Here is a 16,254-nt window from a genome sequence, read left to right on the forward strand (position 1 = left end):
CGAGCGCGGCCCACGCGGGGAAGGCGCGCGCCGCTGCCGCGACCGCGGCGTCCGCGTCGGCGAGCGTCGCCGCGGCGGCGCGCGACGCCACCCGTCCCGTCGCCGGATCGATCCGGTCGAAGGTCCCGCCGTCCGACGCGCCGCGCGACACGCCGTCGATCAACAAACTCACTTCGTGCATTTCCGTGTCTCCACTCGGATCCGGTTGCGTGCGGCGGCGCGCGTCAGCGCTTGTACGCCTGCAGGCCCGGCTTGATGCTCTTGTCGTCGAGGAACTGCTTGAGGCCCTGCTCGCGCCCGCCTTCCGGATCGCGGTAGTTCGCCTGGTCGAGCTTCGCGTACAGGTAGTCCTCGTTCTGCTCCCAGGTCAGCTCGCGGCAACGCTTGAAGCCGTGCTTCGCGTTACGGATCACGACCGGGTTCTTGTCGAGCAGCTTCGCGGCCAGCGCGCGCACCTCGTCGCGCAGCTGCGCGCGCGGCACGCTCTTGTTGACGAGCCCCATCTGCGCGGCCTGCGGGCCGGTGAAGGTGTCGCCGGTCATGATGTAGTAAAGCGCCTGGCGATGGCCCACGGTGTCGGCCATCGCCTTGCTGACGAGGTTGCCCGGCGGGATGCCCCAGTTGATTTCCGACAGGCCGAACACCGCTTCATCGGCCGCGATCGCGAGGTCGCACGCGACGAGCGGCGAGAAGCCGCCGCCGAAGCACCAGCCGTTGACCATCGCGATCGTCGGCTTCGCATACATGCGCAGCAATTGCCACTGCCAGCGGCTCGCGTCGCGGCGAATCTTTTCCTGCAGGATTTCCGGGCCCGCGTCGACTTCGCGGAAATATTCCTTCAGGTCCATCCCGGCCGTCCAGGCGTCACCCTCGCCGGTCAGCACGAGCACCTGCGCCTCGGCATCGAGTTCGATCGCCTCCAGCACGTCGATCATCTCCGCGTTCAGCGTCGGGCTCATCGCGTTGCGCTTGTCCGGACGGTTCAGCGTCACCCATGCGATCCCGCCCTCGACCTCGACCTTCACCGTTTTCCAGCGCCCTTCGTAACCCATTTTCGTTCTCCAATGACGATGCCGCCCTGTGCGACTCGCGACCAATTTACTATCAGGTAACCTGATATGTAAAGTAGAATGGAAGCGGCTCCGGACAAACCCCTAAACGGGCCCGGACAGCCGATTTCGCGCCGTGCCGGCCGACGCATCACGACATGAGGAGACACGCTTGGACATCGACAACCTGATCGCCATCGACACGCACGTGCACGCGGAAGTGTCGTGCTGCCAGCCGCCGGACCTGTTCGCGAAGACATTCGACGACGCGGCCGACAAGTACTTCGGCACCGTGCTGAAGCAGGGCCGTCGGCCGACCATTCCGGAGACGATCGCGCATTACCGCGAGCGCCGGATCGGCTTCGTGATGTTCACCGTCGACTGCGAGACGAACATCGGCCGGCGGCGCATTCCGAACGAGGAAATCGCGCAATTCGCGCAGGACAACGCCGACGTGATGATCGCGTTCGCGAGCATCGATCCGCACAAGGGCCGCTTCGGCGCGCGCGAGGCGCGCCGCCTGATCGACGAGCACGGCGTGAAGGGCTTCAAGTTCCATCCGACGATGCAGGGATGCTTCCCGAACGACAGGCTCGCCTATCCGATCTACGAGGTGATCGCGGAATACGGGTTGCCGGCCGTCTTCCACAGCGGGCATTCGGGGATGGGATCGGGGATGCGCGGCGGCGGCGGGCTTCGTCTGAAGTACTCCGAACCGATTCACCTCGACGACGTCGCGGCCGACTTCCCGGACATGAAGATCGTGATCGCGCACCCTTCATGGCCGTGGCAGGAGCAGGCGCTGTCGATCGCGCTGCACAAGCCGAACGTCTACATCGACCTGTCGGGATGGTCGCCGAAGTACTTCTCGCCCGAGCTGGTGAAATACGCGAACACGCTGCTCAGGCACAAGGTGCTGTTCGCGTCCGATTTTCCGCTGATCCGGCCGGACCGCTGGCTCGAGGATTTTCAGGGTGCCGGGTTCCGGCCCGACGTCCATTCGCTGATTCTGAAAGACAACGCGGTCGCGTTGCTGGGGCTGCAGGCCGCGCAGCAGTCGTGACCCGTCCGGCCGTGACGGCGCCGGCAGCGCGCGGGGGCGCGACCGGCCGCGACACTGCCCGCACCAGCCGTGCTCAGTTCGCGGGCTTGCCCGAGAACCGCGCGGTCGGCAGCCCCGCGTGGCGCGTGCGGGCGACGAACACGCCGCCGGCGTCGGCATCGCTCACCAGCGCGTCGTCGCTCAGCCCGACGCGCGCGCTCGTCACGTACAGCCGGCCTTCGCCGTCGAGTGCCACGCAACTCGGCTGCGCGGTCGGCACTTCGACGCGTTCCGTTTCAACGCCGTCCGGCCCGTAGCGCACCACCCGCCGGCCGCCCCACTGCGCATTCCACAACCCGCCGTCCCGATCGACCGTCGAGCCGTCCGGGTCGCCATCCGCATCGGTCAGCCGCGCGAACGATCGCACGTTCGCGACATCGCCGCCCGCGCGGTAATCGCACACGAGAATCTCGCGCACCAGCGAATCGCAGAAATACATCTTCGCGCCATCCGGCGAGAACGCGATGCTGTTCGCGATCGCGGCCGGCGGCAACGCGAGCCGCTCGAGCGTGAGATCCGGATTGAGCCGATGGAACCCGCCGACCGCTTGCGGCGGCTCGCTGCCTTCGTCCTTCATCCCGAACACGAATGCGCCGGCCCCATCGCAGCGCCCGTCGTTCAGCCGCGTCGGCCGATCGGGTTCGACGTCGACGATCCGCGTGAACGCACCGCTGCGCACATCGAAGAACGCTAGATGCGTCGCTAGCCCGACGAGCAGCACGTCCGGATCCTGCGTCAGCGCGAAACACGCGAGCCGTTCCGGCATCGGCCACTGCGCGAGGCCCGAGCCGTCCGCGCGGCAGCGCCACAGCCGCGCCCCTTCGATGTCCGTCCAGTACAGCGCGTGCGTCGCATCGCACCACGTCGCGCCTTCGCCGAGCGTGTTGCGGCTGTCCACGAGCAGCGCCGCCGCGCCCGGATGAATCTGTTGCATGCCGTCTCCCGATGTCTGTCGCCTTCGCAGGCGGCCGCGCGTTCGTCAGGGTCAGATCTTCATCGCGCGCCGCTGGTTGCGACGATACTGGTCGAACAGCACCGCGAGCAACAGAATTCCGCCGCGTATCAGATATTGGTAAAACGTCGGCACGTTCAGGAGGCTCATCGCGTCCTGCACGGAGCCCATGATCAGCACGCCGACCAGCACGCCGGAGATCGTCGCGACGCCGCCCGTCAGCGACACGCCGCCGAGCACGCACGCGGAGATCACGCCGAGTTCGAGGCCGACCGAGGTCTTCGGATCGCCGAGGCTCATCCGCGACGCGAGCATCACGCCGGCGAAGCCGGTCACGAGCCCCTGCAGCACGAACACGGTGATCTTGATGCGCATCACCGGCAGCCCCGCGAGCAGCGCCGCCTCGCCGTTGCCGCCGACGGCCAGCACGTTCTTGCCGAACACCGTCTTGCGCAGCAGGAAGCCGAACACGACGAAGCCGACGATGTTGCTCCAGATCGGATACGAGATGCCGAGGAACGACCCGCCGCCGAGATCGAAGAAGCGCTCCTCGGAGATCATCACCGCGTCGCCGTTCGACGTGATGAACGCGAGCCCGCGCACGACTTCCATCATCGCGAGCGTGACGATCAGCGAGTTGATCCGCCAGCGCGCGATCAGCACGCCGTTGACGAGCCCGACCGCGCCGCCCGCGAGCACGCCGCCGGCGATGCCGAGCACGACGCTGTGCGTCGCGGTGATCAGCGTCGACGCGACGACGCCCGCGAACGCGACGATCGACGCGACCGACAGGTCGACCTCGCCGAGCGCGAGCACGAACATCATCGTCACCGCGATCGAGCCGATCAGCGTGACCGACAGCAGCAGGCCCTGGATGTTGCGCGGCGTGAGGAAGTCCGGCACCGTCAGCGACAGCGTCGCGAACAGCACGAGGAACACCATCACGATGCCGGAGCGGTTGATCAGTTGCCACACGCCGCCGCGCGCTCGCGGGGGCGCGGCCGTGGCCGCGGCATCGGGGGACGGGGAAGTGCGTTGGGGTTGCATTGCCTGGCTCATATCAGTTGCTTTCCGGTTGACTGCAGGCCGCTAGCGCGGCAGCGCGAGCTTGATCAGCGCGTCGGGCGTCGCCTGCGCCTTCGCGACCTCGCCCGCGATCCGTCCTTCCTTCATCACGATGATCCGGTCAGACACGCCGATCACCTCGGCGAGGTCGCTCGACACGAGGATCACCGTGCGGCCCGCTTCCGCGAGTTCGTAGAACAGGTTGTAGATTTCCGCGCGCGCGCCGACGTCGATGCCGCGCGTCGGCTCGTCCATCAGGAACACGTCGATGCGCTCGGCCAGCCAGCGCGCGAGCACGACCTTCTGCTGGTTGCCGCCCGACAGCGCGCCGATCGGCGTGTCGCCGTCGCGGGTCTTGATCGCGAGCCGCTCGATATAGCGCTGCGCGAGTTCACGCTCGCGCCGCCCGTCGAGCAGCATGCGCGCCGGGCTGAAATGCCGGCGCGCGCTGATGTTCAGGTTGTCGGCCACCGACGCGATCGCAACGATGCCTTCCTGCTTGCGGTCTTCCGGGCACAGCGCGAGGCCGGCGCGCACCGCGTCGCGCGGGCTCCCGAACGCGACCCGCCGCCCGTTCAGCTCGACGTGCCCCGCGCTCGGGCGCGCGGCGCCGTACAGCAGCTTCATCAGCTCCGAGCGGCCCGCGCCGACCAGCCCGAAGAAGCCGACGATCTCGCCGCGCCGCGCGGTGAACGACACGGGCTCGGCGAGCCCGGGCCCCGCCAGCCCCTTCGCCTCGATCAGCACGTCGCCGGGTGTGCGCGGCCGGTAGCCGTACACGTCCTCGATCGAGCGGCCGACCATGCAGCCGATCAGCCGGTCGCGGTCGAGATCGGCCACGGATTCGAACGTCTCGATGCGACGGCCGTCGCGGAACACGGTCACGCGGTCGCACAGTTCATACACTTCCTCCATCCGGTGCGTGACGTAGATGATCGCGCGGCCTTCCGCGCGCAGTGCACGGATGATCCGGAACAGTTGCGCGGTCTCGCGCGCGGACAGCGAGCTCGTCGGTTCGTCGAACGCGATCACGCGCGCGTCGCGCATCAGCGCCTTGCCGATCTCGATCATCTGGCGCTGGCCGATCGACAGATACTTCACCGGAATGCCCGGATCGATGTGCTCGCCGAGCCGCTCCAGCGCATCGAGCGCGCGCACGGCAAGCGCGCGTTCGTCGACCACGCCGAGCCGGCTCGGCAGTTGCCCGAGCATCAGGTTTTCCGCGACCGTCAGCTCGGGCACGAGATGCAGTTCCTGGTAGATGATCGCGATGCCGGCCTCCAGCGCCGCGCGCGTCGACGCGAAGTGCTGCACCACACCGTTCAGCGTCAGCGTGCCGGCCTGCGGCTGGTTCACGCCGGACAGCACCTTCAGCAGCGTCGACTTCCCCGCGCCGTTCTCGCCCATCAGCCCGTGCACTTCGCCCGCGCGCACCGACAGCGACACGGCGTCGAGCGCGCGCACGCCCGGGAACGTCACCGTGATGCCGTCGAGCGCGAGCAGCGCCGCGTCCGGCCGCGACGTGCCGGCTGCAGCGGCTGCGGCGGCCGTGGCTGTGTCCGTGCTGCCGGCGGATACGGTCGTCATCGTCTGCGTCGTCATCGCTTGCCCGCCCCGCACGCTCAGATGCCGAGTTCGGCGCGCACGGCCTGCCAGTTCGCGCGCGTCATCAGCTTGCCGCTCGTCTGCGTGTCGGCCGGCGGCGTCTTGCCGTTGCGAATCCAGTCAACGAGGTTCTGCGTGCTGTCCTTGCCGTGGTTCGTCGAGCTGACGGCGATCGTCCCGTAGAAGCCGGTCGGCTCCTTCTTCTGGAATTCGGCGAACGCCTCGCCGGCACCGTTGATGCCGACGCCGATCACGTCGGCGGCCGGAATATGCAGCTGTTCGGTCGCGCGCACCGCGCCGAGCACGGTTTCCTCGTTCAGCGCGTAGACCACCCACTTCTTGATGTTCGGATGCCGCGCGAGCACCGGCGCGGCCGCGCTGAAGCCGCCTTCGTCGTCGGTCGTCTTCTGCGGCGCATCGAAGATGTTCTCCTGGCGGAAGCCGTTCGCGAGCAGCGCCTGCGTCGCGCCGTCGGTGCGCAGCTTCGCGGTCGGCAGCTCGTAGTTCGTGATCCGCAGCGCGCCGACTTCCTCGGGCTTCCAGCCGCGTCGCTTCATCTCGTCGGAAATCGCCTGGCCAACCTGATTGCCGATCTTGGTCGCCGACATCCCGAGGTGCGGCACGTTCGGCAGCGGCTTGCCGGTCGAATCGACGAGCTGGTCGTCGACGGTCACGAACTTCATGTTGTAGCGCTTCGCACGCGCGGCGATCGCCGGCCCGAGGCGCACGTCGGGCGCGCAGATCACGAAACCCTGCGCGCCTTGCGAACCGAGGTTGTCGATCGCGGCCAGCACCTTCTCGCCGTCGGGCGTGCCGATCCTCACGACCGAGAAATTCTCCTTCTGGCCGAGCGCGGACGCCGCGTTCTGCTCGTTGATGAACCATGCCTGCTCGGGCATCTTCACCAGGAAGCCGATCTTCAGCGGCGCGTCGGCGCGCGCGGCGCCCTGCATGCCGAGCGGCGCGATGCACAGCGCGGCAAGCAGCGCGCGCAGGGTGTGTCGGCGAATCGTGTGGGTCGTGCGGTTCATGCGGTGTCTCCTTGATGTCGGCTTGTGCCGTAATGATTCGTCATGCGCGATCGCGCCTCAGCGCGCCCGCGTAGTCAGCGTAGTGAGTGCAGTCAGCGTCCGAACGCGTCGGTCTGCACGCGCCGGCCGAACAGGAACGCATCGGCGACGAGCCGCAACGGCCGCACGTCGACGTCGCTTTCACCCCGCGCGATCAGCGCATGGAAGTGCGCATACAGCGCCGGATACTCGCGTTCGGGCCCGATCTCGACCGGCTCGCCCGCGATCGACAGTTGCGCGCCGCCGCGGCTGATCGCGAGCACGCCGTCGGCCGTGTCGACCGCGATTTCCCATTGCTCGACCGGGCCGTGCCGCCAGTCGAATTCCGCGCGCACGGGCACGCCATCGGTATCCGTGCAATCGAGCTCGGCGGCGATCGGCGTCTGCACGTCGCTCGGCACGATCAGCGTCGCCTCGCGCAGCACGAGCTCGCGCGGCAGGATCCGCGTGACGATCGACAGCGCGTTGATGCCCGGATCGAACACGCCGAGGCCGCCGGGTTCCCAGATCCATTGCTGCCCCGGGTGCCAGCGCCGCACGTCCTCCTTCCAGCGCACCTGCACCGCGCGGATCGTGCGGGTCGCGAGCCACGCACGCGCGGGCTCCACCGCGCTCGCGCAGCGCGAATGCCACGTGGCGAACAACGTGAGCCCGCGTTCGCGCGCGAGCGCCTCCAGCACGGCCACTTCGCCGAGCGTCGCGCCCGGCGGCTTCTCGAGCATCACGTGCTTGCCGGCCTCGAGCGCGGCGCGCGCCTGCGCGTAGCGCACCTGCGGCGGCGCGCACAGCGACACGGCGTCGAGCTCGCGCTCGGCGGCCAGCAGCGCGCGCAGGTCGCGATAGTTGCGCACGCCGGCGACTTCCGCATGGCGGCTCGCGCACGCGGTCAGCTTGAAGCCCGGTTCGGCGTCGATCGCCGGCAGATGCTGGTCGCGCGCGATCTTGCCGACGCCGACGATACCCAGCGAAACCTGATCACTCATCGTGCATGCCTCCTTCGCGAATCGTTCGGTGGTCGTTCAGTGCGCCCAGCGCAGCACGAGCGGATCGAGCCGGCGCGCGATCGCGAGCAGTTCCGCGCGCGTGTCCGGATGCAGTTCCGGCATCGGATGCCGTGGCCGCTCGCACGCGATCACGCCGCCTTCGCGCATCAGCGCTTTCGCGGTGAGGATCCCGGACTGGCGGTTCTCGTGATTGATCAGCGGCAGCCACGCCTGATAGCGCTCGAAAGCGTCGTCGCGGCGCCCTTCGCGCCAGGCTTCGAGAATCGGCCGGATGCCGTCCGGAAACCCGCCGCCCGTCATCGCGCCGGTCGCGCCGGCATGCAGGTCGGCGAGCAGCGTGATCGCCTCCTCGCCGTCCCACGGCCCCTCGATCGCGTCGCCGCCGAGCCGGATCAGTTCGCGCAGCTTGTTCGCCGCCCCGGGTGTCTCGATCTTGAAGTACGCGACCTGCTCGATCTCGCGCGCCATCCGTGCGAGGAACGGGGCGGACAGCACCGTGCCGCTCGCGGGCGCATCCTGGATCATGATCGGGATGTCGATCGCGTCCGAAACGCGCGCAAAGAAGTCGAAGACCTGCGCTTCCGGCACGCGGAACGTCGCGCCGTGATAAGGCGGCATCGCCATCACCATCGCCGCGCCGAGCTGCTGCGCGCGCAGGCTGCGCGCCGCGCACACCTGCGTGCCGTAGTGCGACGTCGTGACGATCACCGGCACGCGGCCCGCGACGTGTTCGAGGATCGTGCGCGTGAGCACGTCGCGTTCGTCGTCGGTGATCGCGAACTGCTCGGAGAAATTCGCGAGGATGCACAGCCCGTCGGAACCCGCGTCGATCATGAAATCGACCGCGCGTTTCTGGCTCGCGAGGTCGAGCTCGCCGGTGTCGGTGAAGGTCGTCGGGACGACGGGGAAGATGCCGCGATAACGCGGCGTGCTGCTCGATGTCATGGTTCGCGTCCTGCTTCGGCGTCGGTGGTGACCGGCCGTCATGCGTTCACGGTTTCACGAAGCGGGCCCGGGCGGGCCCGCAACCGGCTGCGGCGCGCGTGTGTGGCACCTCTCGCGCCGCCTGCCGCTCAATGCGAATGGCTCGGCACGTCCGCGCCGCGCGTGCCGACCAGGAAGTCGAGGTCGCACCCCTCGTCGGCCTGCAGCACGTGATCGATGTACAGCCGGGCGTAGCCGCCCTTGCCGAGCTGCCCGGCCACACCCGGCGCCGCGGTCGGATCGACGTCCGACAGGCGGCGCTGCAGTTCGTCATCCGGAATGTCGAGATGCAGCGTGCCGGCCTCGCAGTCGAGCTCGATCCAGTCGCCGTTGCGCACGGCCGCGAGCGGCCCGCCGGCGGCGGCCTCCGGCGCCACATGCAGCACGACCGTGCCGTACGCGGTGCCGCTCATCCGCGCGTCGGAAATCCGCACCATGTCCTTCACGCCCTGGCGCAGCAGCTTCGGCGGCAGCCCCATGTTGCCGACCTCGGCCATCCCCGGATAACCGCGCGGCCCGCAGTTCTTCAGCACGAGCACCGAGCTGGCGTCGACGTCGAGCGCCTCGTCGTTGATCGTCGCCTTGTAGTGGTCGAGGTTCTCGAACACCACCGCGCGGCCGCGATGCTTCAGCAATTCGGGGCTCGCCGCCGACGGCTTCAGCACCGCGCCGCGCGGCGCGAGGTTGCCGCGCAGGATGCAGATGCCGCCGTCCGCGATCAGCGGCCGGTCGAGCGGGCGAATCACTTCGTCGTCGTAGTTCGGCGCTTCGTGCACGTTGTCCCACAGCGACTTGCCGTTCACCGTCAGCGCGTCCGGGTGCGGCAGCAGCCCGCCTTCGCCGAGCCGGCGCAGCACGGCCGGCAGCCCGCCCGCGTAATAGAACTCTTCCATCAGGAAGCGCCCCGACGGCATCAGGTCGACGATCGTCGGCGTGTCGCGGCCGATGCGCATCCAGTCCTCCAGTTCGAGCGGCACGCCGATGCGGCCCGCAATCGCCTTCAGGTGGATCACCGCGTTCGTCGAGCCGCCGATCGCCGCATTCGCGCGGATCGCGTTCTCGAACGCCGCGCGCGTGAGGACCTTCGACAGCACGAGCCCTTCGAGCGCCATCTCGACGATGCGGATGCCGGACATGTGCGCGAGCACGTAGCGGCGCGAATCGACGGCCGGAATCGCCGCGTTGTGCGGCAGCGCGACGCCGAGCGCCTCGGCCATGCACGCCATCGTCGACGCGGTGCCCATCGTGTTGCAGGTGCCGGCCGAGCGCGACATGCCGGCTTCGGCCGACAGGAAATGATGCAGGTCGATCTCGCCGGCCTTCAGTGATTCATGCAGCTGCCACACGGCCGTGCCGGAGCCGATGTTCCTGCCTTCGAGCTTGCCGTTCAGCATCGGCCCGCCCGACACGACGATCGCCGGCACGTCGCAGCTCGCCGCGCCCATCAGCAGCGCGGGCGTCGTCTTGTCGCAGCCGGCGAGCAGCACGACCGCGTCGATCGGATTGCCGCGGATCGCTTCCTCGACGTCCATCGACGCGAGGTTGCGCGTGAGCATCGCCGACGGGCGCAGGTTCGATTCGCCGTTCGAGAACACCGGGAACTCGACCGGGAAACCGCCCGCTTCGAAGATCCCGCGCTTCACGTGCTCGGCGAGCTTGCGGAAGTGCGCGTTGCACGGCGTCAGTTCGGACCACGTGTTGCAGATGCCGATGATCGGACGGCCATCGAACTCGTGATCGGGAATGCCCTGATTCTTCATCCAGCTCCGGTACATGAAGCCGTTCTTGTCGTTCGTGCCGAACCATTGGGCGGAGCGCAGCCTGGGTTTTGTTGCCGACATCGTCAGTCCTGTGGTGACGGGATACCGGCGCAGTCTAGGCAGAATTTTGATAACTGGCTAATGACGTTTTTGGCGATTACGATATCGATTCCGATATCGATATAAACCCGTACGATGCCCGAAGCCAGCCCGTGGGGAAACCGTGGCCGCCTGAAGACGCGCCAGCTTCTGCTGGTCGTCGCGCTTGCCGACGAAGGCAGCATCCACCGCGCGGCGGCCGCGCTGAACATGACGCAGCCGGCCGCGTCGAAGCTGCTGCGCGAACTCGAGGAATCGATCGGCGCGGTGCTGTTCGAACGCCTGCCGCGCGGGATGCGGCCGACGCTGTACGGCGATGCGCTGATCCGTCACGCGCGCGCGGCGCTCGGCAGCCTCGACCAGGCGCACGAGGAACTGGCCGCGCTGAAGGCCGGCCATCTCGGCCACGTGGTGGTGGGGGCGATCACGTCGCCGGGCTTGCGGCTCGTACCGCCGGCGGTGGCCGCGGTGAAGGGCACGCATGCGGGCCTGCACGTATCGGTCGAGATCGACACCAGCAACGTGCTGCTCGAGCATCTCGCGCAGGACAAGATCGACATCGTGGTCGGCCGGCTTTCCGCCGAACACGACAAGCTGCGGCTGCGCTATGAGCCGCTGACCGGCGAGTCGGTGGCGGCCGTCGTGCGGACCGGCCATCCGCTGCTCGCGCAGGCGCCGCTGGCGCTCGCGGACGTGCAGCGCGCCGCGTGGGTCGTGCCGCCGGCCGGCAGCGTGCTGCGCCATCGCTTCGAGCTCGTGTTCCAGCGCGCGAGCCTCGCGCCGCCGGCGAACCTCGTCGAGACGTCCGCGCTGCTGTTCATCACGCAGCTGCTCGAACAGAGCGACATGATCGCGGTGCTGGCCGAGGACGTCGCGCGCTACTACGCGCGGCACGGGATCGTCACGATGCTGCCGCTGGAGATGGATTGCCGGATGGACGATTTCGGGATCATCACGCGCACCGACCGGCTGCATTCGCCGGCCGTCGCGGTGATGGCGGATGCGATTCGGGTGGCGGCGCGGGGGGTTTATGGGGTCGTGCTGTAACGGCGCGGCTTCAGCGGCATTCCCGGAGCACGTGCGCGCCGGCTGACGCGCGCGTGGCCCGGGCCGCGCGTCACACCCAGGGCGGCGCGATCCCTTCGGTCTGCAGCGCCCGCTGGATCGCCGGGCGCGCGAGCACCCGCTGCAGATAGCCGCCGAGTACCGGGCGCTGCCGCGCCGGTTCGGCAAAGCCGCGCGTCCAGCGGCACAGCATCAGCGCATACGGGTCGAGCACCGAGTAATGCGCGCCGAGCAGCCAGGGGCCGCCGCTCGTTTCCAGTTGACGGTCGAGCTGATCCAGCAGCGCCGCGATTTTCGCCTCCGCGTGCGCCTTCACCTGCGCGGCACCAGCCGAGTTGCCCACGTCGACCCAGCGCTCCGGATAGAAATACGCGATCAATGTCGCCTGGAGCGTGTTGGTGAGCCACATCAGCCATTTGTAGCACTGCGCCCGTTCCGGGGTGCCGAGTTCGGGCGCCAGCCGCTTCTCGGGATGCGCATCGGCGAGATGCAGACAAATGGCCGCGGCCTCCTACAGCACCAGGTCGCCGTCGATCAGTACCGGAATGAGCCCGTTCGGATTGAGCGCGAGGTAGTCCGGCGACTTGTGCCGATCGTGCGTGCGGTCGACGTATTCAAGCTCGAACGGCTGGTCGATTTCCTCGAGCACGAAGTGCGGCGCCATGCTGGCGTTGCCGGGGTAGTAGAAAAGCTTCATCGTCGATTTCGTCCGGCGGGTGTCGGCGTCACGCCGCGGCGAATTCGATCGTGGGCTCGCAGCGGATCGGAAAATTGACCGAGTTCGCGATATAGCACTTTGCGTGCGCATCGTGATGCAGATGTTCCGCCCGCTCGCGATCGTCGCCGGCCTGGATCGTCACGTGCGGGCGCAGCACGATTTCCGTGAAGCGGCCCGGCTCGTCACGGTCGACCATCGTGCCTTCCGCATCGTCGACATAAGCGAGCACGTGAATGCCCGCTTCGGAGCACAGGTGCAGGTACCACAGCTTGTGACACGCCGATGCCGACGCCAGCAACAGGTCTTCGGGGTTCCAGCGCGACGCGTCGCCCCGAAACGCCGGGTCCGACGAACCGGGAATTTCCGGCTTGGAACCGGCCCGGATCACATGATCGCGGCCGTATTCGCGATACCCCGACGTGCCGGTGCCGCGATTGCCCGTCCACGCGACTGCGACGCGATACTTGTGTTCGCCAGATGCCATCTCGCTCTCCATTGATGTGGGTTGCTTCGACCGGGCCGGATTTCGTCGTACGGAGCCCGCCTGCGTTCGCCATTTTGGCACCGGATTTTCGTTTGGTATACCATTATTCCAAATTGACGGAACACACAGGCATGGAAGCCAAACTCGATTCCACGGCGGACGCGGTCGCCGCCTCGTTGCGGGACATGATCATCAACGGCGAGTTCGAAGCGGGCGAGCGGCTCGTCGAGCGCGACCTCGCCGACCGCTTCGGCATCAGCCGGATTCCGATGCGCGAGGCCATCCAGCGCCTGGAGCGCGAAGGGTTGCTGGACATCTTCAGGAATCGCGGCGCCGTCGTGCGCACGCTGGGTGCCTCGGACGTGCAGGAAATCTACGATCTGCGCGTGCTGCTCGAAGGCGACGCGATCTACCGCAGCGTGAAGCGGCTCGACGACGAGACGCTCGCGCGTGCCGAACTCGTCCATCGCCTGCTCGGCGATACGGCCGTGCCGCGCCGGCAGGGCGAACTGAACCGCGAATTCCATGCGTTGCTGTATTCGTGCTGCGGCAACGCACGGCAATTGAATACGATCGCGGAGCTGCGCAGCCAGGTCGAACGGTACGAGCGCCTGCAGGCCACGCTGCTCGCCGATACGCCGTCGTTCCAGGTCGAGCACGAGGAGATCCTGCAGGCGTGCCGCGAACGCAATGCGCGTGCCGCTCGGTCGATGACGGTCGTGCATCTCGAATCGGCCAGGCGCATCGTGATGGGGCTCGTCGAAGGCGATTGAAGCCGGTGCTGCGTGTGCCGCCTGCTGCCCCGCGCGCGCGGGGCGGGCCGGCCTTGTCGTGCCTTGTCGTGCCTTGTCGTGCCTTGTCGGGTCGCGCCAATCGCGGCGCCAACCTCCGTCGCGACATTCAGCACATCGATACATCAAATCGACCGCGTCGCGCTCCCGCCGGGCGCGCGGCCGGTCGTCCCGCGCACCACCAGTTTCGGCAGCGACGCGATCCGCACGCGCGATGCAGCGCTGCTGCGCGCGCCCGCGTCGCGTAGCGCATTGAGCAATTCGACCGCGAGCCCCGCGGCCTCGGCGGTCGGGATCGCAACGGTCGTCAGCGTGGGGCGCGTGTCGCTGGCCAGGTGTATGTCGGTGATCCCGACGATCGACAGGTCGTCCGGCACACGCCGGCCGCGATCGGCCGCTGCATGCATCGCCCCGATCGCCGGCAGGTCGTTGGTCGCGACCAGCGCGGTCAGCCGCGGATGCGCGTCGAGCAGCCGCCCCGCCGCGCGCACGCCGCCGTCGATCGAATCGGGTTCCGCCGCGACGATCGACGCATCGAGCCCGGCTTCACGCATCACGTCGACGAAGCCGTCGTAGCGCGCCGCCTGCACGCCGCTCGCCGACCCGCCGACGATCACGCCGATCCGCTCGTGGCCCAGCTCGAGCAAGTGCCGCGTCGCGATCCGCCCCGCCTCCCGAAAATCGATCGCCACGCACGGCAATCCGTCGGGCGGCGCCTCCGGCCGCTCCCACAGGCACAGCACGACCGGCACACCGCGCGCCGCCACGTCGAGCAGATCGGGCAGATGCAGGTTCGCGTTGGTCACGAGAATCCCTTCGGAGATCGTGCCGGCAATCTGGTCGAGATACGCGCGCCCTTGCAGCGGATCTTCATTCGTATTGCAGACGATCAGGAACTGCCCGTTGCGGCGCACCGCGCGCTCGACCGCCAGCGCGAACTCCGGGTAGAACGGGTTCGCGATGCTCGACACCATCAGCGCAACCGTCGGCGCGCGCCCTTCCGCCAGCGCACGCGCCGCGAGATGCGGCCGATACCCGAGCGCCTCCACGGCTTCCAGCACCCGCGCACGCGTCGCCTCGCCCACCCGGCCGCGCTCGCGCAGCACGTTCGACACGGTCGCGGCCGTCACGCCGGCGCGGCGCGCCACTTCATCCAGGGTTGCCATCGCTTGCTCACTATATGAGACGTCTATCCAGTATTTGCTTCGCTTACCGAAGCGGCGCACTATCGCCGCACACCCTGCCGCCCGACCGACGGGCGCGACTCGGCCGCGATCACATCGCCTCTTTTTTTGATCGCGATGATTAAGCGCTTAATCACCGATGATGGCGCATTAAAACATGGAGCGGAGACAATGGCGAGCATCTCGATGCGGCGCGTGCAGAAAGCCTATGGCGATCACGCGCCGGTCATTCGCGACGTCGATCTGGAGATCGGCGCGCACGAGTTCTGCGTATTCCTCGGGCCGTCCGGATGCGGGAAGTCGACGTTGCTGCGGATGATCGCCGGGCTCGAGGACCTGAGCGCGGGCGAGCTGTCGATCGACGGCTGCCGCGTCGACGACGTGCCGGCCGCCGAGCGCGGCGTCGCGATGGTGTTCCAGAGCTACGCGCTGTTTCCGCACATGACGGTCTACGAGAACATGGCGTTCGGGCTGAAGCTCGCACGCGTGCCGAAAGCCGAGATCGACCGGAAGGTGCGCGATGCCGCGCGCATCCTGCAGCTCGACACGCTGCTCGAACGCAAGCCGAAGGCGCTGTCGGGCGGCCAGCGGCAGCGCGTCGCGATCGGCCGCGCGATCGTGCGCGAGCCCGGCGTGTTCCTGTTCGACGAGCCGCTGTCGAATCTCGACGCCGCGCTGCGCGGCCAGACCCGCATCGAGATCGCGCGGCTGCACCGGCAGTTCGAACGCGCGAGCGTCGTCTACGTGACGCACGACCAGACCGAAGCGATGACGCTCGCCGACAAGATCGTGCTGCTGCACGCCGGCGCCGACACCGCGCAGCACGGCAGCATCGCGCAGGTCGGCGCGCCGCTCGACCTCTACCACCACCCGGCCAGCCGCTTCGTCGCGGGCTTCATCGGCTCGCCGCGGATGAACTTCCTGCCGGCCGTCGTCACGGCGTGCGATGCCCGTCGCACGACCGTCACGCTCACGCCGTCCGGCGAAACCTTCACGCTGCCGCGCGACGGCTCGGCGCTCGGCGCCGGCGCCGCCGTGACGCTCGGCATTCGCCCCGAACACCTGATGCTCGGCGCCGCGCACGACGCCACGACACTCGCACGCGACGTCGCGCTCGTCGAACGCCTGGGCGAACAGACCTACGTGCACCTCGACCAGCCCGGCGGCCACGCGCTGATCGCGAAAGTGCCCGGCGACGCGCAGGTGCGTACCGGCGAGCGCGTGCACGTACATGCGCCGGCCGCGGCCTGCCATCTCTTCACCGAAGACGGCCGCGCGGTGCCCGCGTGCGCCGACGTCCACGTTCACCACTACGCATAAGG

Annotated in this window: 15 protein-coding genes and 1 pseudogene; 4 read left to right on the forward strand and 12 right to left on the reverse strand. The window is 68.4% G+C overall.

The window, feature by feature from the left end:
- Together L810_RS38380 and L810_RS38385 are read right to left on the reverse strand one after the other, a co-directional pair.
- On the reverse strand, positions 1-181 hold a 181-nt coding region (locus L810_RS38380; RefSeq protein ID WP_042978000.1), incomplete at its 3' end, for an aldehyde dehydrogenase family protein.
- Positions 182-224: 43 nt separating this feature from the next.
- On the reverse strand, positions 225-1,052 hold the full coding sequence (locus tag L810_RS38385; protein WP_021163522.1) for a p-hydroxycinnamoyl CoA hydratase/lyase: 828 nt from the start codon (positions 1,050-1,052) through the stop codon (positions 225-227).
- Between the two features lie 169 nt (positions 1,053-1,221).
- On the opposite strand from L810_RS38385, the gene L810_RS38390 reads away from it, so the two are divergent.
- Positions 1,222-2,112 (forward strand): amidohydrolase family protein, encoded by an 891-nt coding sequence (locus L810_RS38390; RefSeq protein ID WP_021163523.1) that lies wholly within the window; start codon positions 1,222-1,224, stop codon positions 2,110-2,112.
- A 73-nt stretch (positions 2,113-2,185) separates the two neighbouring features.
- Here L810_RS38390 and L810_RS38395 read toward each other — a convergent pair whose 3' ends face one another.
- The 7 genes from L810_RS38395 to L810_RS38425 form a co-directional block, all read right to left on the reverse strand.
- Positions 2,186-3,085, reverse strand: a complete 900-nt coding sequence (locus L810_RS38395) for an SMP-30/gluconolactonase/LRE family protein (protein ID WP_021163524.1) — start codon at positions 3,083-3,085, stop codon at positions 2,186-2,188.
- 51 nt (positions 3,086-3,136) lie between these two features.
- Positions 3,137-4,162, reverse strand: a complete 1,026-nt coding sequence (gene araH, locus L810_RS38400) for an L-arabinose ABC transporter permease AraH (protein WP_021163525.1) — start codon at positions 4,160-4,162, stop codon at positions 3,137-3,139.
- Positions 4,163-4,192: 30 nt separating this feature from the next.
- On the reverse strand, positions 4,193-5,770 hold the full coding sequence (gene araG, locus L810_RS38405) for an L-arabinose ABC transporter ATP-binding protein AraG (protein WP_021163526.1): 1,578 nt from the start codon (positions 5,768-5,770) through the stop codon (positions 4,193-4,195).
- A 20-nt stretch (positions 5,771-5,790) separates the two neighbouring features.
- The gene (locus L810_RS38410; protein ID WP_021163527.1) at positions 5,791-6,804 is read right to left on the reverse strand and encodes an arabinose ABC transporter substrate-binding protein; all 1,014 of its coding nucleotides are present in this window, start codon (positions 6,802-6,804) and stop codon (positions 5,791-5,793) included.
- Between the two features lie 92 nt (positions 6,805-6,896).
- Positions 6,897-7,826 (reverse strand): Gfo/Idh/MocA family protein, encoded by a 930-nt coding sequence (locus tag L810_RS38415; protein ID WP_021163528.1) that lies wholly within the window; start codon positions 7,824-7,826, stop codon positions 6,897-6,899.
- A 36-nt stretch (positions 7,827-7,862) separates the two neighbouring features.
- Positions 7,863-8,792, reverse strand: a complete 930-nt coding sequence (locus L810_RS38420) for a dihydrodipicolinate synthase family protein (RefSeq protein WP_042978002.1) — start codon at positions 8,790-8,792, stop codon at positions 7,863-7,865.
- 128 nt (positions 8,793-8,920) lie between these two features.
- On the reverse strand, positions 8,921-10,672 hold the full coding sequence (locus tag L810_RS38425) for an IlvD/Edd family dehydratase (RefSeq protein ID WP_021163530.1): 1,752 nt from the start codon (positions 10,670-10,672) through the stop codon (positions 8,921-8,923).
- Positions 10,673-10,786: 114 nt separating this feature from the next.
- Between L810_RS38425 and L810_RS38430 the strand changes: the two genes are divergently transcribed.
- A complete protein-coding gene (locus L810_RS38430; protein WP_021163531.1) occupies positions 10,787-11,737 on the forward strand; it encodes a LysR family transcriptional regulator in 951 nt (316 codons plus the stop codon).
- A gap of 70 nt (positions 11,738-11,807) precedes the next feature.
- Here L810_RS38430 and L810_RS38435 read toward each other — a convergent pair.
- Positions 11,808-12,452: pseudogene (locus L810_RS38435) on the reverse strand (glutathione S-transferase family protein).
- Between the two features lie 28 nt (positions 12,453-12,480).
- Positions 12,481-12,957 (reverse strand): OsmC family protein, encoded by a 477-nt coding sequence (locus L810_RS38440; RefSeq protein WP_021163534.1) that lies wholly within the window; start codon positions 12,955-12,957, stop codon positions 12,481-12,483.
- Positions 12,958-13,088: 131 nt separating this feature from the next.
- On the opposite strand from L810_RS38440, the gene L810_RS38445 reads away from it, so the two are divergent.
- Entirely contained in the window at positions 13,089-13,730 is a 642-nt protein-coding gene (locus tag L810_RS38445) for a GntR family transcriptional regulator (RefSeq protein ID WP_021163535.1), read from the forward strand.
- A gap of 143 nt (positions 13,731-13,873) precedes the next feature.
- Here the strand turns inward: L810_RS38445 and L810_RS38450 are convergent, their stop codons facing one another.
- On the reverse strand, positions 13,874-14,914 hold the full coding sequence (locus L810_RS38450; RefSeq protein ID WP_021163536.1) for a LacI family DNA-binding transcriptional regulator: 1,041 nt from the start codon (positions 14,912-14,914) through the stop codon (positions 13,874-13,876).
- 189 nt (positions 14,915-15,103) lie between these two features.
- On the opposite strand from L810_RS38450, the gene L810_RS38455 reads away from it, so the two are divergent.
- Positions 15,104-16,252 (forward strand): ABC transporter ATP-binding protein, encoded by a 1,149-nt coding sequence (locus L810_RS38455; protein ID WP_021163537.1) that lies wholly within the window; start codon positions 15,104-15,106, stop codon positions 16,250-16,252.
- Positions 16,253-16,254: the final 2 nt, after the last annotated feature.

The sequence above is a fragment of the Burkholderia sp. AU4i genome (genome assembly GCF_000466765.1).
GTDB lineage: Bacteria > Pseudomonadota > Gammaproteobacteria > Burkholderiales > Burkholderiaceae > Burkholderia > Burkholderia cepacia.